This is a genomic window from Roseateles aquatilis, from assembly GCF_002205645.1.
In the GTDB taxonomy this organism is placed as follows: domain Bacteria; phylum Pseudomonadota; class Gammaproteobacteria; order Burkholderiales; family Burkholderiaceae_C; genus Roseateles; species Roseateles aquatilis.
The window spans coordinates 40,013-62,111 of the sequence record NZ_NIOF01000008.1; the positions used below are offsets into that span (position 1 = coordinate 40,013).

Consider the following 22,099-nt stretch of genomic DNA (forward strand, 5'->3'; position numbering starts at 1 on the left):
CAAGCCCCGCGGCTCACAGGCCGAGGAAGGCGGTCAGTTCGTCGAGGTAGTCGTCGAAGTCGGCCAAGCCGTGATCGCTGCCCTCCAGCAGCTTGATCCGGCACGCCTCGTAGCGGGCGTGCATCTCGCGCCAGTCGAGCACCTCGTCGCCCTTGGCCACGACCGCGAGCATCCGGTCCGGATGCGCCAGGTCGCCGACCTGCAGCGCGCGCAGCTCATCGACGAATTCGGGGCGAAAGTAGAAGTGCTCGTCCGGGTTCTGCCAGCAGGTCTGCTCGCCGATGTAGGCGGCGAGGTCTCGCGCCGGGTCGACGGCGGGATTCAGCAGCACGGCGCGCGCGCCGCTGGCCTGCGCGACATGCGTCGCGTAGAAGCCGCCGAGCGAGCTGCCCATCACCGCCATCGTGTCGCGCGGCCAATCGCGGATCAGCGCGTCCACCAGCGCCATCGCCTCGCGCGGCGACGGTGGCAACTGCGGGCAGGCGAAGACGAGATCGGGACGCCGCTCCGCGACCCAGCGCGCCATGCGCCGGGCCTTGGCCGAGCGCGGCGAGGACCGGAAGCCATGCAGGTAGAGCAGATGCGTGCGATTCGCGGGCGCGGCGCCCCGCGTCGGTGCGGGGGAGGGCGCGGAAGCGGGCGTTCGATCGGACGAGGGCGCGGTCATGGCGCCGCAGTGTAGGGTCCTCCCCGAATCACTTCCGGCATGGGGGGTGACGCTGGGGGATCATCCCGGGCGAGCCGCGCCCGGTCCGCGTCGGTGCGCGAGTATCCGCGCATTGACGGGCTGGCGGCGGCCCCGCACATTGCGCGCTTCGCCAGGGCGAGAATCCCTGCTTCCTCAACATGGGCGTTGCCGGCGACCCCGGCCCTGCCCGACAAGAACGTCGACCAATGACCCACCGGGACACGATCCAACTGACGGCCATCGCGGCCGCGGCGCTGCTGCTGACCGCCTGCGCCACCACCGGCACTTCCACCCCCGCCGCCGCGCCGGCCGCGCCCGCCGCCGCGCAGGCGCCGGCCGGTGCCGCCTCCGGCGCGCCGGGCTCGCCGGGCGCCACCTCGCCGATGACCGCGGCCCGCCCGCCCGCCGATCCGACCGCGCCCAAGCCGTTCGCCGAAGTCAGCCGCGACACCAAGCGCCAGGACGGCCTGTTCCCGATCCTGCGCAAGGACGAGAAGGTCTGGCTCGAGATCCCGCGCGCGATGCTGAACAAGCCGTTCCTGTTCACCATCAACATCTCCAGCTCGATCGGCGAGCGCGGCTTCTACGCCAGCCAGATGGGCCCGGACGTGATGGCCGAATGGCGCCGCATCGGCAACAACATCCAGCTGGTGGCGCTGAACACCAAGTTCCGCGGCGAAGGCGGCGGCAAGCGCGCCGTGGAAGAAGCGTTCTCGCCCAGCCTGCTGGCCGCCGGCCCGGTCGCCAGCGCGGACCACCCGGAGCGCAAGTCCTTCCTGGTCGACGCCGGCCTGCTGCTGTCGGACATCCCCGGCATGTCGACGCGCCTGGAAATGGCCTACCGCCTGCCCTACAACGTCGACCGCGGCAACTCGTACTTCGAGTCCACCCGCGCCGACGCGCAGCTGAGCACGCTGAACGCCAAGATGCATTACTTCACGCCGCGCATCCCGGCGCCGCCGCTGGTGGCGCCGCCGGTGCCGGTGCCGACGCCGCCCCAGGCGACGCCGGATCCGCGCTCGATGTTCATGGGCTTCGTCTTCAACTTCCGCGCGCTGCCGGAGCAGGCCATGTCGACGCGCCGCGCCGACGGCCGCCTGGGTCACTTCACCGAGTCGTTCACCGACCTGAGCGACGACTCCAAGCCGAATCCGCGCGTCCACTACGTCAACCGCTGGCGTCTGGAGAAGAAGGATCCGAACGCCGCGCTGTCCGAGCCGGTGCAGCCCATCGTCTACTGGATGGACAAGAACATTCCGCCGAAGTACCGCGCCTCGGTCGAGGCCGGTATCCTGGAATGGAACAAGGCCTTCGAGAAGATCGGCTTCAAGGACGCCGTCGTCGCCAAGCAGCAGCCCGATGACGCGGACTGGGACAACATGGACGCGTCGCACGCGTCGATCCGCTGGTTCGTCGGCTCCGACGTCGGCTTCGCCATCGGCCCCAGCCATGTCGACCCGCGCAGCGGCGAGATCATGGACGCGGACATCGGCATGAGCGACGTCTTCGCCCGTGGCGGCCGTTCCTTCATCGTCGAGGACGCGCCGCGCGGCGTGAGCTCGCTGGGCGAGGAAGCGCAGGCGCTGGCCGCGCTGAACCAGGGCTGGCGCGAGGGCCGCAACGCGACCTACTGCACCTATGCGCAGGACGCCGCGGCCGAGATGGATTTCGCGCTGGACATCCTCGAGGCCCGCGGCGACATCGCCCCGGACAGCCCCGAGGCGGACGCCTTCATCCAGGCCCGGATCAAGGACGTGATCATGCACGAGGTGGGCCACACGCTGGGCCTGAAGCACAACTTCAAGGCCTCGACGACGGTGACGCAGGCGCAGCTCAAGGACAAGGCCTACACCGACGCGAACGGCCTGTCCGGCTCGGTGATGGACTACAACGCCTACAACATCCCGCTGGAGGGCGAGGCGCCGACGTCGTACAACAACACGACGCTGGGCAGCTACGACTACTGGGCGATCGAGTACGCCTACAAGCAGATCCCGCAAGCGCAGGAAGCGGCCGAGCTGGGCCGCATCGCGGCGCAGAACCGCGTGCCGGGCCATGCCTACGCGGACGACGCGGACGCGGGCGGCTTCGGTCCGATCGACGGCATGGACCCGATGATCAACCGCTTCGACCTGGGCGACGATCCGCTGGCGTACTACAAGAAGCGCCTGAAGCTGACGCAGGAACTGTGGGCGCGGGTGCAGAACCGCAAGCCCGAGGCCGGTGACGATCCGCTGCGCCAGCGCCGCCAGCTGGCGAGCGGCTTCTCGCAGCTGACGCGCGCGTCGGAGCTGGTCGGCAAGTACGTCGGCGGCATGTACACCCACCGCGACGTGCCGGGTGCCTCGGTGCCGGCGATGCGTCCGGTCGATCCGGCCAAGCAGCGCGAGGCGCTGCGCTTCCTGGCCACGGGCCTGTTCAGCGCGGACAGCTTCCGCTTCAAGCCGGAGTTCCTGACCTCGCTGACGACCGACTACGTCGAGTTCAACCGTGCCGGCTTCGTCAGCATCCCGACGGCGGTGGCCCGCGTGCAACTGAGCGCGATGGACCGCCTGCTGCAACCGCAGACCGCGATCCGCCTGATGGAGCTGCCGAACTACGTGTCGGCGTCCGAGCGCAAGAGCGTGATCTCGATCAACGAGGTCTACGGCACGTTGCAGTCGTCGATCTGGAGCGAGCTCAAGACCGGCGCGGAGATCGATCCGCTGCGTCGCAACCTGCAGCGCGAGTACCTGCGCCGTCTGCAGGCCAACCTGACGCGCGGCGGCGCGGCGTCGGGCCAGTTCGCCGATGCCTACGCCGTGCTGCGCCTGCACGCGGTGCAACTGCAGAGCGACCTGCGCGCCGCGCAGGGCAAGGGCTCGGTGGAGACCCGCGCCCACGTCGCGGAGAGCCTGGACATGCTGAGCAGCGTGCTCAAGGCCACGATGACGCGCACCTGAACGACGGGCCGGGCACCGCCCGGCTCATCGACCTGGGAAGGCCGGCGCAAGCCGGCCTTTTTCATGGCGCCGCGACCGGCGCCATGGCTGGCGTAACGGGGCTCTTGAGGCCTCTTATCGACGATAGGGGTCCCGGCACGAGCCGTTATGCTGGTTCGAATCTTCCCGGACCCGATCGATGAGCTCCAACCTTCAACAGGCGGCGGACACCTTGATGGCGGCGATCCGGGCGCATCCCGACGACGCCCGGCATCACCTCCAGCTCGGCAACCTGCTGGCCGGCGTCGGCGACTGGGCCGCCGCCGAGGTCTGTTATGCGAATTGCTGCCACCTGCAGCCCAAGAGCGCCAACCTCCAGTACAACTGGGGCGTGTCGCTGCAGGAGCTCAGCCGGATTCCCGAGGCGATCGAGGCCTTCGAGCGCGCGCTGACCATCAACCCCGGCTACGCGGCGGCGTTTTTCGCGCTGGGGCTGGCCTACAAGCGGCTGGAAGCCTTCGACGCGGCATTGGTCGCCTTCGATTGCGCGATCGGCCTCGACGGCAAGGACCCGAAGCCCCGGCTCGAACGCGGTCGCACGCTGTTGCAGATGGGACGGCACGCCGAGTGCCTGGCCGAGATCGATGCGCAGCCCGACGCGTTCCGCGCCGACCCCGAGGTGCAGAACCTGCGCGGCATCGCGCTCAAGCACCTGGGCCGCGCGCAGGAGGCGCTGGCGGCCTACGACCTGGCCATCCGGGCCAGGCCGGACTACCTCGACGCGATCTACAACCGCGCCAACCTGCGTCTGCTGGCGCGGCAGTTCTCGCTGGCGCTGGAGGACTTCGACCGGGCCCATGCGCTGAAGCCCGACCTCGACTGGCTGCCCGGCCTGCGGCTCTACACGGCGATGCATGTCTTCGACTGGCGTGAGGTCGATGCGCGGCTGGCGGCGCTGCTCGACGATGTGTCGCAGGGGCGGCGCGGCGTGCAGCCGCTGGTGCTCGAATGCCTGGTGGACGATCCCGCGGCGCATCAACAGGCCGCGCGGATCTGGCATCAGAGCACGCAGGCGCCGCGGGTCGCCTGGGAGCCGGCCGTCGCGCCCGCGCAGGACGGCAGGATCCGCGTCGCCTACGTCTCGCGCGACTTCAAGCCGCACCCGGTGGCGTACCTGATGGCCGAGGTCTTCGAGCTGCACGACCGCGAGCGCTTCGAGGTCATCGGCATCAACTACGGCGCCGCGCGCGACGACGAGGTGCAGGCGCGGCTGCGCGCGGGCTTCGATCGGTTCCTCGACGTCGCGCACTTGCAGGACAAGCAGATCGCCGAGCTGTGCCGCCAACTGGGCGTCGACATCGCCGTCGACCTGACCGGCTTCACCGAGGGCGCGCGCGGCGGGATCTTCGCGTGGCGCGCGGCGCCGGTGCAGATGCTCTACATCGGCTATCTGGGCACGTCGGGCTCGCCGCTCTACGACTACCTGATCGCCGACCCGGTGACCGTGCCGCCCGAGACGCGCCCCTTCCACGACGAGCGGATCCTCTACCTGCCGTCGTATCAAGCGAACGACCGACGCCGGCCGCGACCGCCGACGACGAAGGGCCGGGCGGCGCTCGGACTGCCGGAGACCGGCTTCGTCTATTGCTGCTTCAACAACCCGTGCAAGATCACGCCGGCGGTCTTCGAGACGTGGATGACGATCCTGCGGCAGGTGCCCGGCTCGGTGCTGTGGGTGCTGGAGGAAGACCCCCGCGCCGCCGAGAACCTGCGCGCGCACGCGGCGCGCCTGGGCGTGGCGGGCGAGCGGATCGTGCTGGCCGGACGCGCGGACCGCGACGCCTATCTGGCGAGCCTGCGGGCGGCCGACCTGTTCCTCGACACCTTGCCCTACAACGCCGGCGCGACCGCCAGCGATGCGTTGTGGATGGGGCTGCCGGTGCTGACGCGCCTCGGGCAGTCGTTCTGCGCGCGGGTCGCGGCGAGCCTGCTGACGGCGGTGGGTCTGCCGGAGCTCATCGCGCGCGACGCCGATGACTACGTGCGCCGGGCCGTCGACCTGGCGACGCGGCCCGGGCTGCTCGACGGCCTGCGCCAGCGGCTGCGGGACGGCGCGCGGGACTCGGCGCTGTTCGACGCGCCGGGGTTCGTCAGGACGCTGGAGGCGGGATACGAGGCGGTGCACCGCGCCCGCTTGAGCGGCGCGGCGCCCGACGACGTCAGAGTCGGCTGACCTCGTCCCGGTCGCCCACCGGATACCGCCGCTCCGCCGCCACGATGTCCCAGACCGCGATGAACATCGCCGCGATCAGCGGCCCGATCACGAAGCCGTTCAGGCCGAACACGGCCATCCCGCCCAGCGTCGACAGCAGCACGATGTAGTCCGGCATCTTGGTGTCCTTGCCGACCAGCAGCGGCCGCAGCAGGTTGTCCACCAGCCCGATCACGACGGTCCCGAACAGCAGCAGCCCGACGCCCGAGCCGACGTGCCCGGTCGCCAGCAGGTAGATCGCCACCGGCCCCCACACCAGCGCCGCGCCGACCGCCGGCAGCAGCGACAGGAAGGCCATCAGCACCGCCCACAGCACCGGCGCGTGGATGCCCAGGATCCAGAACGCGAAGCCGCCCAGCGCGCCTTGCAGCGCCGCCACGGCGATGTTGCCCTTGACGGTGGCGCGGATGACGGTGCGGAACTTCTCGCCCAGCTGGCGCTTGTAGGCGTCCTGCAGCGGCAGCGCGTCGCGGATGCGCATCGACAGCTGCTCGCCGTCGCGCAGCAGGAAGAACAGCAGGTAGAGCATCACGCAGAAGCTCACCAGGAAGTCGAAGGTGTCCTGGCCGAAGCCCAGCGCCTTGGTCGCCATGAATTGGCTGCCCTGGTTGAGCGCGCTGCCCAGCTTGTCCTGCAGCGTCGACAGGTTGTGCAGGCCCAGGCGCTCCAGCACGTCCAGCAGCCAGCTCGGCAGGGCCGCGTAGACCTGCGCGACGTAGGTGCCGAAGTTGAAGCGCCCCGACTTGACCATCTCGAAGACGACCGCCGCCTCCTGCACCAGCGCGCCCATCACGTAGGTCAGCGGCAGCACCACCAGCAGCAGGATGACCAGGATGGACAGCCCGGCCGCCACGCCGGGGCGGCGCGTCTTGCGCAGCAGCCGCCGGTACAGCGGCTGGAAGACGATGGCCAGGGCCACGGCCCACAGCACCGCGCTCAACATCGGCCACAGGATCCAGCCGAAGGCCAGCGTCACCAGCGCCAGCAGGCACAGGAAGGATCGGTTCTGCAGCGCGGGGACCAGCTTGCCAGGGGGGCTCATCGTGTCGTCGCTCCTCGGGAGAATCTCGGGATTCGGGATCGCGCCACCGGCCCTCGCCGGCACGCGGGGCGCAGGATCGCCGCTTTACTTCAGCGCGTCCAGCAACTTCTCGTGGATGCCGTCGAAGCCGCCGTTGCTCATGCACAGCACGTGATCGCCCGGCCGCGCCGCCTGTTTCACCAGCGCGACCAGCGCGTCGACATCGGCGCCGACCACCGCCTGCTCGCCCAGCGGCGCGAGCGCCTCGCGCGCGTCCCAGGTCAGGCCGGCCTGGTTGCAGAAGCTCAGGTCCGCTTCCTCCAGCGCCCACGGCAGCAGCGCCTTCATCGTGCCCAGCTTCATGGTGTTGGAGCGCGGCTCGAAGACCGCCAGGATGCGCTCCTGCGGGGCGATGCGGCGGCGCAGCCCGTCGATGGTGGTGTGGATCGCCGTGGGGTGATGGGCGAAGTCGTCGTAGACCTTCACGCCGTGGGCCTCGCCGCGCAGCTCCAGGCGCCGACGCACGTTCTTGAAGCCGGACAGCGCGGCGCAGGCCTGCTCCGCGTCGATGCCCACGTGCTCCGCGGCGGCGATCGCGGCCAGCGCGTTGAGCTGGTTGTGCTCGCCCAGCAGCTCCCAGTTGACGTGGCCCACCTTCAGGCTGCCGCGCAGCACGTCGAAGGACTGCGGCTCGCCACGCGCGCGCAGCGCGCCGGGCTCCTCCTTGCGCGCGCCGAAGCGCTGCACCTCGCTCCAGCAGCCGCGCGCCAGCACGCGTTGCAGCGCTTCCTCGCGTGCGTTGACGACCAGCCGGCCCGTCGGCGGCACCGTCCGCACCAGGTGGTGGAACTGGGTCTCGATCGCCGCCAGGTCCGGGAAGATGTCGGCGTGGTCGTGCTCCAGGTTGTTCAGGATCGCCGTGCGCGGCCGGTAATGGACGAACTTGCTGCGCTTGTCGAAGAAGGCGGTGTCGTACTCATCGGCCTCGATGACGAAGTGCCGGCCGGCGCCCAGCCGCGCCGACACGCCGAAGTTCTGCGGCACGCCGCCGATCAGGAATCCGGGCGCGAGGCCAGCGGACTCCAGGATCCACGTCAGCATCGACGTCGTCGACGTCTTGCCGTGCGTGCCGGCGACCGCCAGCACGTGCCGCCCCTGCAGCACATGTTCCGCCAGCCACTGCGGGCCGCTGGTGTACGGCAGCCCGGCGTCGAGGATCGCCTCCATCAGCGGGAAGCGGCCCTCCGACGAGCGCGTCACCACGTTGCCGATCACGAACAGGTCCGGCTTCAGGTCCAGTTGCTCCGCGCCGAAGCCCTGGATCAACTCGATCCCCAGCGCCTCCAGCTGCGTGGACATCGGCGGATAGACATTGGCATCGCAGCCGGTCACCGTGTGGCCGGCTTCCCGGGCCAGCGCCGCCAGGCCTCCCATGAAGGTGCCGCAGATGCCTAGGATGTGGATATGCATGTCTGTCTCTCAGCTGCTGTACCAATCGGTAAGCAAGGGTAATGCCTGTCGCGAGGTGAAATCGATGCGACGGGGTAGGGCCGGTTCGGGATGGACTGCCACCGCGTCAGGGGCGATCGACGGCGTGCCCGGCCCGGCCGCTCGGTCCTCGTGCGTGGCAGGCCACATGCCCGGCGCTGGTTCGGCGCCGGTCCGGCCGTGGCGGCGAGGGCTGCATCGTTGCAAACGGTGGGCGCCCGGACCGATCAGCGCAGCGCCTGGCGGGCCGCTTCGAGGGTGGCGTCGATGTCGGCGTCGGTGTGCGCGGCGGACACGAAGCCGGCCTCGTACAGCGCCGGCGCCAGATACACGCCGGCGTCCAGCATCGCGTGGAAGAAGCGGTTGAAGCGCTCCTTGTCCGTGGTCATCACGGTCGTGTAGTTCTGCGGCAGCTCGGACATCAGGAAGAAGCCGAACATGCCGCCTTCGCTGTCGACGCTGAACGGCACGCCGTTCTCGTCCGCAACGCGTTTCAGGCCGTCGACCAGCCGGCGCGTCTTCGCCGACAGTGCGTCGAAGAAGCCGGGCTTGCGGATCTCGCGCAGCGTGGCCAGGCCGCAGGCGGTCGCCACCGGATTGCCCGACAGCGTGCCGGCCTGGTAGACGCCGCCCAGCGGGGCCAGGTGGCGCATGATCTCGCGGCTGGCGCCGAAGGCGGCCAGCGGCATGCCGCCGCCGATGACCTTGCCGAAGACGCTGATGTCCGGCACGAAACCCGGGATCAGGTCCGCGTACAGCCCCTGCGCGCTGCGCAGGCCGACGCGGAAGCCGGTCATCACCTCGTCCAGCACCAGCAGCGCGCCGTGGCGGCGGCACAGCTCGCGCAGGCGGGTCATGAACGGCACGCTGGCGCGCACGAAGTTCATGTTGCCGGCGATCGGCTCGACGATCACGCACGCCAGCTCCGGGCCGTGCAGCGCGAAGGCCTCGTCCAGCTGGGCGACGTTGTTGTACTCGAGCACGATGGTGTGCTGCGCCGTCGCTTCCGGCACGCCGGCGCTGGTCGGGTGGCCGAAGGTCGCCAGGCCGGAGCCCGCCTTCACCAGCAGCGCGTCGGTGTGGCCGTGATAGCAGCCCTCGAACTTGATGAACTTGCTGCGCTGCGTCGCGCCGCGGGCCAGGCGGATGGCGCTCATCGTCGCCTCGGTGCCGGAGCTGACCAGGCGGATCTGCTCGCAGCTCGGGACCAGGCCGAGGATCTCCTCGGCCAGCTCGACCTCGCGCTCGGTCGGGGCGCCGAAGGAGAAGCCGTCCAGCGCCGCCTTCTGCACCGCCTCCAGCACCGCCGGGTGGCCGTGGCCCAGGATCATCGGGCCCCAGGAGCCGATGTAGTCGATGTAGCGCTTGCCGTCGGCGTCGACGATGTGGGCGCCTTCACCGCGCGTGATGAAGCGCGGCGTGCCGCCCACCGCGCGAAAGGCGCGCACCGGCGAATTCACGCCGCCGGGGATGACGCGCTGGGCGCGGGCGAACAGGGTCTCGTTCTGGCTCATGGGGTCGGGAATCCGGGGGAACTGCGAAAACTGCAAGGCAACAGGGCGGCAAGGGGGCGCGCGCGGCGCGGCTCAATGAATGCGGCGCGGGCCGCGGCTGGGCGGCTCGTCCATCGTCAGCTCGTCGGTCGCGGCTGCCGGTGCCGCGCCGGTGCCTTCCGCGCCTTCCTCCCCCTCCTCGCCGGGCGGCAGCGCCCAGAAGAAGCGGTCCGGCACGACGTTGCCCATGCCCGGGCGGAAGCCCGCCTCCAGCGACTGGTCGAGGAAGGCGAGCGCCTCGCCGACCGCGTCGTGCGGCTCCGAGCCGACCGACAGCAGTGCCGCCAGCGCGGCCGACAGCGTGTCGCCGGCGCCGACGAAGCTGGCCTCGAAGCGCTCGAACTTCTCGCCCGTGATGGCGCCCTGCGGGCCGGCCAGCACGTTGTCGATGAACTGGTTGGGCAAGCCGATGCCGGTCACCAGCACATGCGCGGCGCCATGCTGGTTCGCGGCCACCGCCAGCTCGCGCGGCGAGGCGGGGCGGTCGGCGTCCCAGTCGGGCAGCAGGCAGTCGCTCAATGTCTTGTGGTTGCCCACCAGCACCAGCGTCTGCGGCAGCACCAGCTCGCGGAACGCGTCCAGGTAGCTCTGCTGCTGCTCCTCGTCGAGCCAGGAGATGCTCGGCAGGTAGGCCACCAGCGGCACGTCGGGATAGTCGGACAGTACCTCCGCCACCGACGAGATGCCCTCGGCGCTGCCCAGGAAGCCGACCTTCCACGCGGCCACCGGGACGTCCTCGAGGATGGAGCGGGCCTGCTCGACGATGCAGTCCCCGTCCAGCGTGTGGTGATCGAAGACCTCGGCCGTGTCGCGCATGACGATGGCCGTCACCACGGGCAGCGCGTGCGCGCCCATGGCCGCGATCGTCGCCACGTCGCCGGCGCTGCCGCCGGCGCCGCTGGGATCGGAGGCATTGAAGCTCATGACGCAGGCGGGCGGCGGCGATTCCTGATCGTCGGCCGGCGCTGCGTCCTGGGGATCCTGGAGATGGGGGTCTTGACGGCTCATGGAGGGGCGGCGCGAAGCCGTGAACTGATGCGCATAACGTGAAGAAGCACCGCGGATGACTGTTGTTTCATCGGTACTTCTGCCCCCTGGGGTGTCCGGGGGGCATGGCTACAATCTTTCGATCATTGTAGTGATGCAAAGTCAACCCATCGTGAGCGAAGCAAGGACCTGGATGTGCCTGATCTGTGGCTGGATTTATGACGAGGCCGCGGGCGACCCCGACCACGCCATCGCTCCGGGCACGCGTTGGGAAGATGTCGACATGAACTGGACCTGTCCCGAATGCGGCGCCCGCAAGGAGGACTTCGAAATGGTCCAGATCTGACCCCTTCATCGCCGCATCGCCCGGGATCGCTGTCTTCGATCATCACCGCGGCCTTGCGGCGACGTTTCTGTCGCGAGCTTGAAATTTCTCTGACAACCAACGTCTGAACAATACGGAGAACAGCTTGGAATCCAGCGCGAGCCCCCGCACGGCGACCAAGGTGCTGGTCATCGACGACAGCAACACGATCCGCCGCAGCGCCGAGATCTTCCTGAAGCAGGGCGGCCACGAGGTCGTGCTGGCCGAGGACGGTTTCGACGCGCTGGCCAAGCTGAGCGACTACCAGCCGGACCTGGTCTTCTGCGACATCCTGATGCCGCGCCTGGACGGCTACCAGACCTGCGCCATCATCAAGCGCAACCCGCAGTTCTCGTCGGTGCCGGTGATCATGCTGTCGTCCAAGGACGGCCTGTTCGACAAGGCCCGCGGACGCATGGTGGGCTCGCAGGACTACCTGACCAAGCCGTTCACGAAAGACCAGTTGCTCCAGGCCGTGCGACAGCACCGCCGCGAGGCCTGACCGCCCGCGGCACGTCGCCCACCCGGAGATCCGCGCCGACCCGATCCCTACCGACCGACGCCTCATCGACGCCCACCGACGACCAGGCCGCCGCGAGCCCGCCACACGGAGTTCTCATGTCCATCCAAAAGATCCTGCTGGTCGACGATTCGAAGACCGAGCTGCATCACCTCAGCGACCTGCTGAGCAAGCGCGGCTTTTCCGTGCGCACCGCCGAGAACGGCGAGGAAGCGATGAAGCGCCTGGCCGAGGAAAAGCCCGACCTGATCCTGATGGACGTGGTGATGCCCGGCCAGAACGGCTTCCAGCTGACCCGCGCCATCACCCGCGACGAGCGCTACGCCGACGTGCCGGTGATCATGTGCACCAGCAAGAACCAGGAGACCGACAAGGTCTGGGGCATGCGCCAGGGCGCGCGCGACTACGTCGTCAAGCCGGTCAAGGCCGAAGAGCTGCTGGCCAAGATCAAGGCGCTGGGCTGACACCATGGCCAACAAGCAAGCGCTGCGCGAACTTCAACAACGGCTGGCGCAGCGCATGCAGGCGGCGCGCGAGGCGCCGCTGGCCGCGAGCTGGCTGGCCGTCGAATGTGCCGGCCTCGGCCTGCTGCTGCCGCTCAAGCAATCCGGGGAAATCTTCACGCCCGTGCCGTTGCAGGCCGTCCCGTACACGCAACCCTGGATGCTGGGCGTGGCCAACTTGCGCGGCGGCTTGCACACGGTGGTGGACCTGTCGGCCTTCCTGGGCCTGCGCGGCCCGAGCAGCCTGACGCCGGCCCATCGGCTGGTGTCGGTCAGTCCCGAGCTGGGCGTCAACTGCGCGCTGCTGGTGGACCAGTTGCTGGGGCTGCGCGGCGACGAGCAATTGCATGTCGAGCCGGACGCGCCCGGCCATCCCGATTTCGCGCCCCGGCGCATGCGCGACGAGTCCGGCCGGCGCTGGCAGGTGCTGGACCTGGAGGCGCTGACGCAGCATCCGCAGTTCCTGCGCATCGTTCTGAACTGAGCGCCAGGCGGCGGTCCCGTCGCAGGCCCGCATCGACGAAACGACGAAACGACCAAACGAGGGTGAGATGAGCTTCCTGGACAAGATCAAGAACAAGGGCAAGAACGAGACCGCGGGCGTCGACGTCGACACCGGTCCCAGCACCGAGCAATCGGGGCCGGCATCGGAAGACACGCAGGACTTCCAGCCCTCGATCATCACCACGGCGCAGCCCACGCCGGAGTTCCAGGACACCTCCGCCGGATACCAGCCGTCGGCCGTCGCGCCCGAGGCGCCGACGCCGATGCCTGCGGTGAAGGCCCCCGAGACCCGCCGCACCGGCCTGCTGACCTGGCTGGTGGCGGCCGGCCTGGTCGGCACGACGCTGACGGTGACGATGTCGCTGATCGGCGGCAACCGCTCCGCGGCGCAGGTGCGCGGCGCGGGTCAGGCGGCGATGCAGTCTCAGCGTCTGGCCAAGGCGGTCTCGACCGCGCTGCTGGGCAACAAGAACGCGTTCCCGGAAATGAAGGAAGCGTCCGACGTGCTGACCGGCGTCATCGGCTCGCTGCGCGATGGCGGCGGCGATCTGGCGAAGGCGCCGGGCTCGGTCGACGGCATCCTGGAGCAGATCGCGCCGATGGTGGCGCGCGCCGACAAGAACACCAAGGTCATGCTGGCGCAGGAAAAGGTGCTGACGCAGGTCGGCACCGCGCTGCGCGCCATCAACCGGCAGTCGTCCGACCTGCTGGAGAGCGCCGAGGCGGTGGCCTCGCTGTCGCTGCAGAGCTCGGCCCCGACCGGCGAGGTCGCCGCGGTCGGCCAGCTGGTGATGCTGACCCAGCGCATCGGCAAGTCCGCCAACGAATTCCTGACGCAGGACGGCGTGAGCCCCGAGGCCGTCTTCCTGCTGGGCAAGGACCTGAACGCGTTCCGCGAGATCGCCCAGGCGCTGCTGAACGGCAACCCGGAACTGCGCCTGGCCGGTGCGAAGGACCCGCAGGTGCGCGAGCGCCTGAAGGTGCTGCTGACCCAGTATGACCAGACCCGCACGCAGGCCACCGCGATCCTGTCCAACCTGCAGGGCCTGGTGTCCGCCCGCGAGGCGCAGACCGCGATCCTGAACGACAGCGAGGTGCTGCGCAAGGATCTGGACGAGCTGTCGCTGGGCCTGGAATCGGCCGGCGGCCTGAACCCGCTGCTGCTGATCGGCATGATCGCGTCGCTGGCGCTGCTGGTGATCGGCTCGGTCGGTTTCCTGCGCCTGTACGTCGCCGACCAGGGCCGCCGCGCCCAACTGGCGGAAGCGCAGCGTCGCGAGGCCGAGGCGCAGGAGCAGGAAGCCAAGCGCGTCAACGATGCCAACCAGGCCGCGATTCTGCGTCTGATGAACGAGCTGCAGACGGTCGCGGAAGGCGACCTGACGCACCAGGCGACGGTGACGGAGGACATCACCGGCGCGATCGCCGACTCGGTGAACTACACCGTGGAAGAGCTGCGCACGCTGGTGCACCAGGTGCAGACGACGGCGGTGCGGGTGACCGACACGACGGCGCAGGTCGACCAGACGTCGACCGAGCTGCTGGCCGCCTCGACCGAACAGCTGCACGAGATCCGCGCCACCGGCGAGGCCGTGCTGCAGATGGCGCACCGGATCAACGACGTGTCCGCGCAGGCACAGCAGACCGCCGACGTGGCCCGCCAGTCGCGGCAGGCCGCCGAGCAGGGCCTGGAGGCGATGCAGAACACGATCGGCGGCATGAACCAGATCCGCGACCACATCCAGGAGACGTCCAAGCGCATCAAGCGCCTGGGCGAGTCCTCGCAGGAAATCGGCGAGATCACCGAGCTGATCTCCGACATTACCGAGCAGACCAACGTGCTGGCGCTGAACGCGGCCATCCAGGCGGCGTCCGCCGGTGAAGCGGGTCGCGGCTTCTCGGTGGTGGCGGAAGAAGTGCAGCGCCTGGCGGAACGCTCCGCCGACGCGACGCGCCGGATCGCGGCGCTGGTCAAGACCATTCAGACCGACACGCACGACGCGGTGGCCGCCATGGAGCGCTCCACGCTGGGCGTGGTCGAGGGCACGAAGCTGTCCGACGCGGCCGGCCGCGCGCTGGAGGACATCGACTCGGTGTCCCGCCGCCTGGACGACCTGATCGGCGAGATCTCGTCGGTCGCGCAGAACGAAGCGCGCGCCGCCAACGAGGTCGGCGCCAACATCCAGCACATCTTCGCGGTGACCGAGCAGACCTCCGAGGGCACGCGCTCGACGGCGCAGATGGTGCATGAGCTGTCGCGGTCCGCCGACGCGCTGAAGCAGTCGGTGGCCCGGTTCAAGGTCTCCTGATCCCGGCCCGGCCGGGGGGCGACGACCACCAGCGACGACACAAGAGCGACAACAAAGAGCGAGCATGGACCTTACGCGCGAATCCGAGTTCCCCGCCGACCTGAGCCCGCTGGCCTGGGTCCAGGAGGAACTGCGCCGCACGCTGGAATCGGTGCACAAGGCCCTTCGCCGCGTGCTGCGCGATGCCGATGCGCGGGCTTCCACCCTGGGCGGCGACGGCCAGCCCAGCCCGGCGCTGCAAGGCGCCGCGCAGCAGATGCATCAGGCGGCCGGCGTGCTGTCGGTGGTCAGCCTGCCGGCGGCGGCCCAGTTGCTGCGCGCCGCCGAGGCGACGCTGTTCCGGCTCGCGGAGAACCCCGCCGGGGTAACGGTGGCCGAGGTCGAGGCGGTCGAGCGCGCGGACTTCGCCGTGCTGGCCTTCATCGCCAAGACGCTGGCCGGCGGCGAGCCGAGCTCGCTGGCGCTGTTCCCCGCCTACCAGGCGCTGCAGGAACTCAACGGTGCCGGCCGCATCCATCCGGCCGACCTGTGGACCGAGGAATTCCGCTGGCGCGAGCTGCCGCTCGACCACGGCGTGCGGGCGCTGGCGCCCGAGCAGATGCGGGCCCCGTTCGAGGCGCTGTTGCTCAAGCAGATGCGCGCCCCGGCGCCCGGCCAGGGCCAGTTGCTGAGCGACCTGTGCGCCGGCCTGGCGCTGACGCAGACCCAGGCCAACGCGCGCACGCTCTGGCTGCTGGCCGCGGGTCAGTTCGAGGCCCAGTCGCGCGGCCTGCTGCCGGTGGACACGCTGGTGAAGCGGCTCGGCTCGCGCCTGCTGGCGCAACTGCGCGCCGGCAGCGATGCCGCGCCGTCGGAACGCCTGGCGAAGGACCTGCTGTTCTTCGCCGCCTCCGCGAAGCAGCCGGCCCCCGGCAACGCGCCGCGGCTGGAGGCGGTGCAACGCGTCTACGGTCTCGTGGATGCCGATGCGGTCGACTATCGCGACGACACGCTCGGCCGCATCGACCCGAACTGGGTGGTCGCCGCCAAGCGCCGCGTCGTCGCGGCCAAGGAATCCTGGGCTTCCGCCGCCGAAGGCGAGACCCACCGCCTGGGCGGCCTGGACGAGCAGTTCGCGCAGGTCTCCGAATCGCTGCAGCGGCTGTTCCCCAGCGGCGAGGTGCTGGGCGACACGCTGCGCCGCGCCGTCGTGGCGACGCTGCGCTCGGGCCGCGCGCCCGAACCCGCGCTGGCGATGGAGATCGCCACCTGCATGCTGTACCTGGAGGCGGCGCTCGAAGACGAGGCCTTCGACCAGCCGGAGCAGGGCGAGCGCGTCAAGGGCCTGGCCCGCCGCATCGAGTCCGTCGGCCACGGCGAGGCGCCGCTGCCGCTGGAAAGCTGGATGGAGGAGCTCTACCGCCGCGTGGCGGACCGGCAGACGCTGGGCTCCGTCGTGCACGAGCTGCGTGCCAGCCTGTCCGAGATCGAGCGCCAGTGCGACGAGTACTTCCGCGACCCCGCCAAGCGCGACCTGCTGATCCCGGTGCCGGGGCAACTGCAGACGATGCGCGGCGTGTTCACCGTGCTGGGCCTGTCGCAGGCGGCGCAGGCGACGCTGCGCATGCGCGACCAGGTCGACGAACTGGCCAACACCGAGGTCGATCCGACGCTGTCCGGGCCGCGTGCCCAGTTCGACCGCCTGGCCAACAACCTGGGCGCGCTCGGGTTCCTGATCGACATGCTCAGCGTCCAGCCGCAACTGGCCAAGCGCATGTTCCGCTACGACGAGGAGTCGGGCCTGCTGCAATCGCTGGTCGGCCGCGAAAGCGAGCAGCGCGCCCACGCCCACGAGCTGGCGGCGGCCGAGGCCGCCACGCAGCCGCAACTGATCGACCAGTTGCAGGCGACGGCGCAGGCCGTCGCGCAGGGTGAGCGTCCCACCGAGGACCTGGCCCGCGATCTGGAACGCATCTCCCACGAAGCCCGCGCCGCCGACGATCTCGGCCTGGCGCAGGCCGCGCAGCAGGCGCAGCAGCAACTGCTGTCGGCCGGCGGCGATGCCGCGATCGGCAGCCATGCCGCCGAGTCGCTGCAGCAATTCATCGAAGCCGCCGCGCCCGTCGCGCCGCCCGCGCAAGCGCCCAGCGCCCCCATTCCGCAAGCCGAGGAAGCCATCGACGAGGAGATGCTGGGCATCTTCCTGGAAGAGGCCGCCGAGGTCGCCGCGACCGCCCGCGAGGCACTGAACGCGCTGGCCCGCAACGGCAGCGACAAGGAACAGCTCACCACCGTCCGCCGCGCCTTCCACACGCTGAAGGGCAGCTCGCGCATGGTCGGCCTGAACGAGTTCGGCGAAGCCGGCTGGGCTTGCGAACAACTTTTCAACCAGCGCCTGTCCGAGCACCCGCAGGCCGACGCCGACCTGCTGCGCTTCAGCAACGAGGCGCTGGACGCGTTCCAGGCCTGGGCCGCCGCGATCGGCGAAGGCCGCCCGCACGGCTATCACAGCGCGCCGTTCCGCGCCGCCGCCGACGCGCTGCGCCTGGACAACCGCTATCAGCCGCTGCAAGTGTCGGCCGCGCCGCTGGCGACCGTTGCAGCCGGTGCCACGGCCGGTGTCGCGGCGAGCGTCGAGGCCGCCGTCGAGCCGTTGCCTCACGCGATCGAATCGATCGCGTCGCCCGATGTGATCGAGGTCGTCGACCTGCCGGCCGTGCCGGAACTCCACGACGTGCACGAGTTCGCGCTGCCGGATCTGGATCTGAGCCTGGACACGTCGACCGCGCCCGCCGCGCCGGTGACGGCGTCCGCGCCGACCGCCGACGAGCAGGCCGCGCTCGACCTGCTGGCCACGCTGGACGCGATGCCGCCGGTCGGCTCGCTCGAAGACCTGCCGCTGCTCGATCTGCCCGCGCTGGAACTGCCGGGCCTGGACGTGCCGCCGCTGCCGGTGGCCGACCTGAACATCGTCACCGCGGTCGACGGGCTGCGCGAGCCTGCCGCCGCAGCCACCGCGGAAGCGGCCGATCTGTCGCTGGACTTCCCCGCCGAGCTGCCGGAGCTGACGCAGGCGCTGCCCGAGCTGGACAGCGCCGTCGACATCGCCTCGCTGCGCGCGCCGACCCGGGACGTCGCCGAGATCATCGATGTCGTCGATGTGGAAGACCTGTCCGCGCTCGACCTGCCGGCGATCACCGCCGAGCCGCCGACGCTGGACGCCACGATGGCGCTGCCCACGGTGGGCGAGGTCGTCGACGTGTCCGAGCTGATCGACCCGCTCACCCCCGTCGCGTCGGACGAGGCGCACGCCGCGATCGAGCCGCCGGTCTTCCATGACGAGCCGACGCTCGCCCTGGAGCCGACCCAGACGCTGGACCTGCCGGCCGGATGGCCGACGGACGCGCCGCTGCTGGAGATCGAGGCCACGTCGCCGATGCCGCTGGAGGACCTGCCGGACGAACCGGCCGTCGCCGACGAACCCGCGCTCGACCTGCTGGATCTGTCCGACCTGTCCAACCTGAATACCGCCGCGGCGCCCGCGATCGAAGCGCCGGCCGCGGACGACGTCGCGCTGACGCTGGACCTGGCGCAGGAGCTCGTGGCCGCCGCGCCGGCCGCCGAGGCCGCGCCGGAAGGCGGCGACGCCGAGGCGCCGATCGATCCGGACTTCGGTACGCCGCCGGAGGGTCTGGCGCCGCGCAGCCTGTCCGATCTGGACCTGCCCGATCTCGACCTGCCGTCCGCGCCCGCCCATGCGCAGGCGGTTCATGAAGAGGCGGCCCACGAGGTCCCGCACGCCCCGGCGCTGAGCCTGGTCGGCGGCACCGCGGTGTCGTCGCCGTTGCCGCAGGACGAGGTCGTCGAGGAGAGCGACGAGGGCGTCAAGGTCATCGGCCCGCTGCGCATCAGCATCGCGCTGTTCAACATCTTCCTGAACGAGGCCGACGAGCGCTCGCGCCGCCTGCAGGTCGAGCTGAGCGAATGGTCGCTGTTGCCGCAGGCCCCGCTGCCGCAGGACGCGGAAGCGCTGGCGCACGGTCTGGCCGGCAGCGCCGCGACGGTTGGATTCGACGACCTGTCGACGCTGGCCCGCTGCCTGGAGCACGCGCTGGGGCGCGCGCAGGGGCACGAGGTCGGTGATCCGACGCTGTTCCCACGTGCCTCCGACGAGATCCGCCGCCTGCTGCATCAATTCGCCGCCGGTTTCCTGAAGGAAGCCGAGCCCGCGCTGCTGGCCGAGCTGCAGGGCTTCGAGCCCGGCGCGCTGCTGCCCGACGGCCATGCCGACAGCGACGAGGGCCTGCTGGCCATGTCGCTGGAGGAGGTCTCCACCGCCGCGCTGCCCGCCAGCCTGGCGAATGCGTCGGTGTCCGCGGTGACGCCGCACGTGCCGGCGACGCCGCAGGAAGCCTTCCACGACGCGGCCATGGCCGCCGACGACGATTTCGACTTCAACCTGCCCGACCAGATCGAGCCGGAGTTGATGCCGATCTTCGAGGAAGAGGCCGAAGACCTGCTCGGCGAGCTGCACGGCGCGCTGCGCGAGTGGGCCGCCCAACCGGCCAACGCCGGCCGTGCCGCCGCCTGCATGCGGGTGCTGCACACCTTCAAGGGCGGTGCCCGCCTGGCCGGTGCGATGCGCCTGGGCGAGCTGGCCCACCAGCTGGAATCGCAGATCGAGCGCCTGGTGTCCGACGGCGAGCCGCGCCACGAGCAACTGCTCGCGCTGCAGGACGCCGGTGACGCGCTGGAGCACAGCTTCACCACGCTCCAACGCACCTGGCGCGACCCGGCGCCGGTGGTGCCCGCGCCGATGGCGCCGGCCGCGCCGGTGATGCCGGCTGTGGACCTGCCGGCTCCCATCCCCGCGACCGCGGCCGTCGAAACGATCGAGGCACCGGCCGAGGGCTCCGATGCCGTGGCGGCGCCGCTGGTCGAGGCCGTCGAGTCGCCTGATGCCGGCCATGCCGTCGACACCGTCGCCCCATCCGCCGTCGAGCCAGCGCCCGCGGCCGAGCCCGCGCCGATCGTCGCCGCGGCCCCGCCGCGCGACATCGAGATCGACTGGGCCCACTTCAGCGAAATCGCCGATCTCGGCCAGCCGCTCGAAAGCGCGCCGGTCGCGCCGGCCGCGCAGGTCCGTGTCCGCGGCGTGGTGCTGGAACGCATGGCCGCGTTGTCCGGCGAGGTCAGCATCCGGCGCGCCCGCCTCGAGTCCGAGCTGGGCCAGATGCGCACCTCGCTCGGCGACCTCGACGACAACCTGGAGCGTCTGCGTACCCAACTGCGCGAGCTGGAGCTGCAGGCCGAGGCCCGCATCGCCACGCGCCAGGAAGCGGCGCAGGCCACCGGCAAGGACTTCGATCCGCTCGAGTTCGACCGCTACACCCGCTTCCAGGAGCTGACCCGCATGCTGGCGGAGTCGGTCAACGACGTGGCGACGGTGCAGCGCGGCCTGCAGCGCAACGTCGCGGCCGGCGAAGACGAACTGGCGGCGCAATCGCGCCTGACCCGCGAGCTGCAGGACGACCTGCTGCGCACGCGGATGGTGGAATTCGACAGCAGCCTGGGCGAGCGCCTGCACCGCGTCGTGCGGCAGGCCGCCCGCGAGAGCGGCAAGCAGGCGCAACTGGAAATCCGCGGTGGCGGCGTCGAACTGGACCGCGCGGTGCTGGAGCGCCTGACCGGCGCCTTCGAGCACCTGCTGCGCAACAGCGTCGTGCACGGCATCGAGCCGCCGCAGCAGCGCCAGGACGCCGGCAAGGCGGCGGCGGGACGCATCGTGCTGAGCCTGCACCAGGAAGGCAACGAGATCCAGGTCCGCTTCGCCGACGACGGCGCCGGTCTGAACCTGGAGCGCATCCGCGCCCGTGGCCAGAGCCAGGGCCTGATCCAGCCGGACCAGGACCTGAGCGACGCGCAGTTGATGGACCTGATCTTCGAGCCGGGGTTCTCGACCGCCGAGGCCCTGACCGAGATGGCCGGCCGCGGCGTCGGCATGGACGTGGTCCGCTCCGAGGTGAACACGCTGGGCGGCTATGTGCTGACCGCGTCCACGCCGGGGCAGGGCGCCAGCTTCGAGCTGCGTGTGCCGCTGACGACGGCGCTGACGCAGGTCGTCGTGCTGCGTTACGGCGACCGCAAGGTCGCGGTGCCGGCCAGCCTGATGCTGTCGGTGCAGCGCATGCCGGCCGCGCAGGTCGAGAAGGCCTATGCCGAGGGCGCGCTGACGGCCGCCGGCGAGCGCATGCCGTTCTACTGGCTGGGCGGCCTGATGCACCACAGCGATCGCGGCGTCGGGCAGGGCAAGACACTGCCGGTGGCGCTGGTGCACAGCGCGCAGCAGCGGCTGGCGCTGCACGTCGACGAGGTGCTGGGCAACCAGGAAGTCGTCGTCAAGAACCTGGGCCCGCAGCTGATGCAGGTCCCCGGTCTGGCGGGCATCAGTCTGCTGGCGTCCGGCGAGGTGGCGCTGATCTACAACCCGGTGGCGCTGGCCAACCGCTACGGTCACGGCGCGCAGCAACGCGTGCACGAGGCCGAGGTGGCGGCGCAGGTGGTCGTCGAGGCGGCCGCCCCGCTGGCGCCGCTGGTGATGGTGGTGGACGATTCGCTGACCGTGCGCCGCGTCACCCAGCGCCTGCTGGAACGCGAGGGCTACCGCGTGCTGCTGGCCAAGGACGGCCTGGACGCGATGGAGCGGCTGGCCGGCGACGAACTGCCCACGGTCGTGCTGTCGGACATCGAGATGCCGCGCATGGACGGCTTCGACCTGGTGCGCAACCTGCGCGCGGACACGCGTCTGGCGGTGCTGCCGGTGATCATGATCACGTCGCGCATCGCCCAGAAGCACCGCGACTATGCACAACAGCTCGGTGTGGACCATTATTTGGGCAAGCCCTATGACGAAGAGCACCTGCTCGGACTGATCGCCCGATACACTGCGCACCATTCCGCCGGTCGCCCGGTGAGGGCCTAGCCGTCCGG

At 70.6% G+C, this 22,099-nt stretch carries 13 protein-coding genes; 8 read left to right on the plus strand and 5 right to left on the minus strand.

All coding sequences use genetic code 11. The features are described 5' to 3' along the window. Positions 1-13: 13 nt before the first annotated feature. The gene (locus CDN99_RS17610; protein ID WP_088386193.1) at positions 14-667 is read right to left on the minus strand and encodes a YqiA/YcfP family alpha/beta fold hydrolase; all 654 of its coding nucleotides are present in this window, start codon (positions 665-667) and stop codon (positions 14-16) included. A gap of 227 nt (positions 668-894) precedes the next feature. Here CDN99_RS17610 and CDN99_RS17615 point away from each other — a divergent pair, with 227 nt between their 5' ends. Next, entirely contained in the window at positions 895-3,630 is a 2,736-nt protein-coding gene (locus tag CDN99_RS17615; RefSeq protein WP_158218873.1) for a zinc-dependent metalloprotease, read from the plus strand. A 178-nt stretch (positions 3,631-3,808) separates the two neighbouring features. Further along, positions 3,809-5,842 carry an O-linked N-acetylglucosamine transferase, SPINDLY family protein gene (locus tag CDN99_RS17620; protein WP_088386195.1) on the plus strand — a complete coding sequence of 678 codons (2,034 nt, stop codon included), beginning with the start codon at positions 3,809-3,811 and terminating at the stop codon, positions 5,840-5,842. Here CDN99_RS17620 and CDN99_RS17625 read toward each other — a convergent pair. From CDN99_RS17625 to thiD, 4 genes are all read right to left on the minus strand, one after another. Further along, positions 5,829-6,923 (minus strand): AI-2E family transporter, encoded by a 1,095-nt coding sequence (locus CDN99_RS17625; RefSeq protein WP_088386196.1) that lies wholly within the window; start codon positions 6,921-6,923, stop codon positions 5,829-5,831. The two genes, CDN99_RS17620 and CDN99_RS17625, sit on opposite strands and share 14 nt — an antisense overlap. Before the next feature lie 84 nt (positions 6,924-7,007). Continuing rightward, positions 7,008-8,372 (minus strand): UDP-N-acetylmuramate:L-alanyl-gamma-D-glutamyl-meso-diaminopimelate ligase, encoded by a 1,365-nt coding sequence (mpl, locus tag CDN99_RS17630; RefSeq protein ID WP_088386197.1) that lies wholly within the window; start codon positions 8,370-8,372, stop codon positions 7,008-7,010. 245 nt (positions 8,373-8,617) lie between these two features. Beyond that, positions 8,618-9,904 (minus strand): glutamate-1-semialdehyde 2,1-aminomutase, encoded by a 1,287-nt coding sequence (gene hemL / locus CDN99_RS17635; RefSeq protein WP_088386198.1) that lies wholly within the window; start codon positions 9,902-9,904, stop codon positions 8,618-8,620. 72 nt (positions 9,905-9,976) lie between these two features. After that, the gene (thiD, locus tag CDN99_RS17640) at positions 9,977-10,951 is read right to left on the minus strand and encodes a bifunctional hydroxymethylpyrimidine kinase/phosphomethylpyrimidine kinase (RefSeq protein WP_238139578.1); all 975 of its coding nucleotides are present in this window, start codon (positions 10,949-10,951) and stop codon (positions 9,977-9,979) included. A gap of 133 nt (positions 10,952-11,084) precedes the next feature. Between thiD and CDN99_RS17645 the strand changes: the two genes are divergently transcribed. The 6 genes from CDN99_RS17645 to CDN99_RS17670 all read left to right on the plus strand — a co-directional run bounded on the left by CDN99_RS17645 (position 11,085) and on the right by CDN99_RS17670 (position 22,091). Then, the gene (locus CDN99_RS17645) at positions 11,085-11,276 is read left to right on the plus strand and encodes a rubredoxin (protein ID WP_088386199.1); all 192 of its coding nucleotides are present in this window, start codon (positions 11,085-11,087) and stop codon (positions 11,274-11,276) included. Positions 11,277-11,400: 124 nt separating this feature from the next. Beyond that, positions 11,401-11,796, plus strand: coding sequence for a response regulator (locus CDN99_RS17650; protein ID WP_088386200.1), 396 nt, complete (start codon positions 11,401-11,403; stop codon positions 11,794-11,796). Between the two features lie 116 nt (positions 11,797-11,912). After that, entirely contained in the window at positions 11,913-12,278 is a 366-nt protein-coding gene (locus tag CDN99_RS17655) for a response regulator (RefSeq protein WP_088386201.1), read from the plus strand. 4 nt (positions 12,279-12,282) lie between these two features. Next, the gene (locus CDN99_RS17660; RefSeq protein WP_088386202.1) at positions 12,283-12,801 is read left to right on the plus strand and encodes a chemotaxis protein CheW; all 519 of its coding nucleotides are present in this window, start codon (positions 12,283-12,285) and stop codon (positions 12,799-12,801) included. Positions 12,802-12,868: 67 nt separating this feature from the next. Beyond that, positions 12,869-15,130 (plus strand): methyl-accepting chemotaxis protein, encoded by a 2,262-nt coding sequence (locus tag CDN99_RS17665; RefSeq protein ID WP_088386203.1) that lies wholly within the window; start codon positions 12,869-12,871, stop codon positions 15,128-15,130. Between the two features lie 64 nt (positions 15,131-15,194). Next, positions 15,195-22,091 (plus strand): hybrid sensor histidine kinase/response regulator, encoded by a 6,897-nt coding sequence (locus CDN99_RS17670; protein WP_088386204.1) that lies wholly within the window; start codon positions 15,195-15,197, stop codon positions 22,089-22,091. Positions 22,092-22,099: the final 8 nt, after the last annotated feature.

Bases quoted from the DNA above. Each gene is read 5' to 3' on its own strand.
- CDN99_RS17655 (WP_088386201.1), top strand. From the start codon at position 11,913: ATGTCCATCCAAAAGATCCTGCTGGTCGACGATTCGAAGACCGAGCTG.
- CDN99_RS17610 (WP_088386193.1), bottom strand. From the start codon at position 667: ATGACCGCGCCCTCGTCCGATCGAACGCCCGCTTCCGCGCCCTCCCCC.
- CDN99_RS17625 (WP_088386196.1), bottom strand. From the start codon at position 6,923: ATGAGCCCCCCTGGCAAGCTGGTCCCCGCGCTGCAGAACCGATCCTTC.
- thiD (WP_238139578.1), bottom strand. From the start codon at position 10,951: ATGAGCCGTCAAGACCCCCATCTCCAGGATCCCCAGGACGCAGCGCCG.
- CDN99_RS17665 (WP_088386203.1), top strand. From the start codon at position 12,869: ATGAGCTTCCTGGACAAGATCAAGAACAAGGGCAAGAACGAGACCGCG.
- CDN99_RS17645 (WP_088386199.1), top strand. From the start codon at position 11,085: ATGCAAAGTCAACCCATCGTGAGCGAAGCAAGGACCTGGATGTGCCTG.
- CDN99_RS17615 (WP_158218873.1), top strand. From the start codon at position 895: ATGACCCACCGGGACACGATCCAACTGACGGCCATCGCGGCCGCGGCG.
- CDN99_RS17660 (WP_088386202.1), top strand. From the start codon at position 12,283: ATGGCCAACAAGCAAGCGCTGCGCGAACTTCAACAACGGCTGGCGCAG.
- mpl (WP_088386197.1), bottom strand. From the start codon at position 8,372: ATGCATATCCACATCCTAGGCATCTGCGGCACCTTCATGGGAGGCCTG.
- CDN99_RS17670 (WP_088386204.1), top strand. From the start codon at position 15,195: ATGGACCTTACGCGCGAATCCGAGTTCCCCGCCGACCTGAGCCCGCTG.
- CDN99_RS17620 (WP_088386195.1), top strand. From the start codon at position 3,809: ATGAGCTCCAACCTTCAACAGGCGGCGGACACCTTGATGGCGGCGATC.
- hemL (WP_088386198.1), bottom strand. From the start codon at position 9,904: ATGAGCCAGAACGAGACCCTGTTCGCCCGCGCCCAGCGCGTCATCCCC.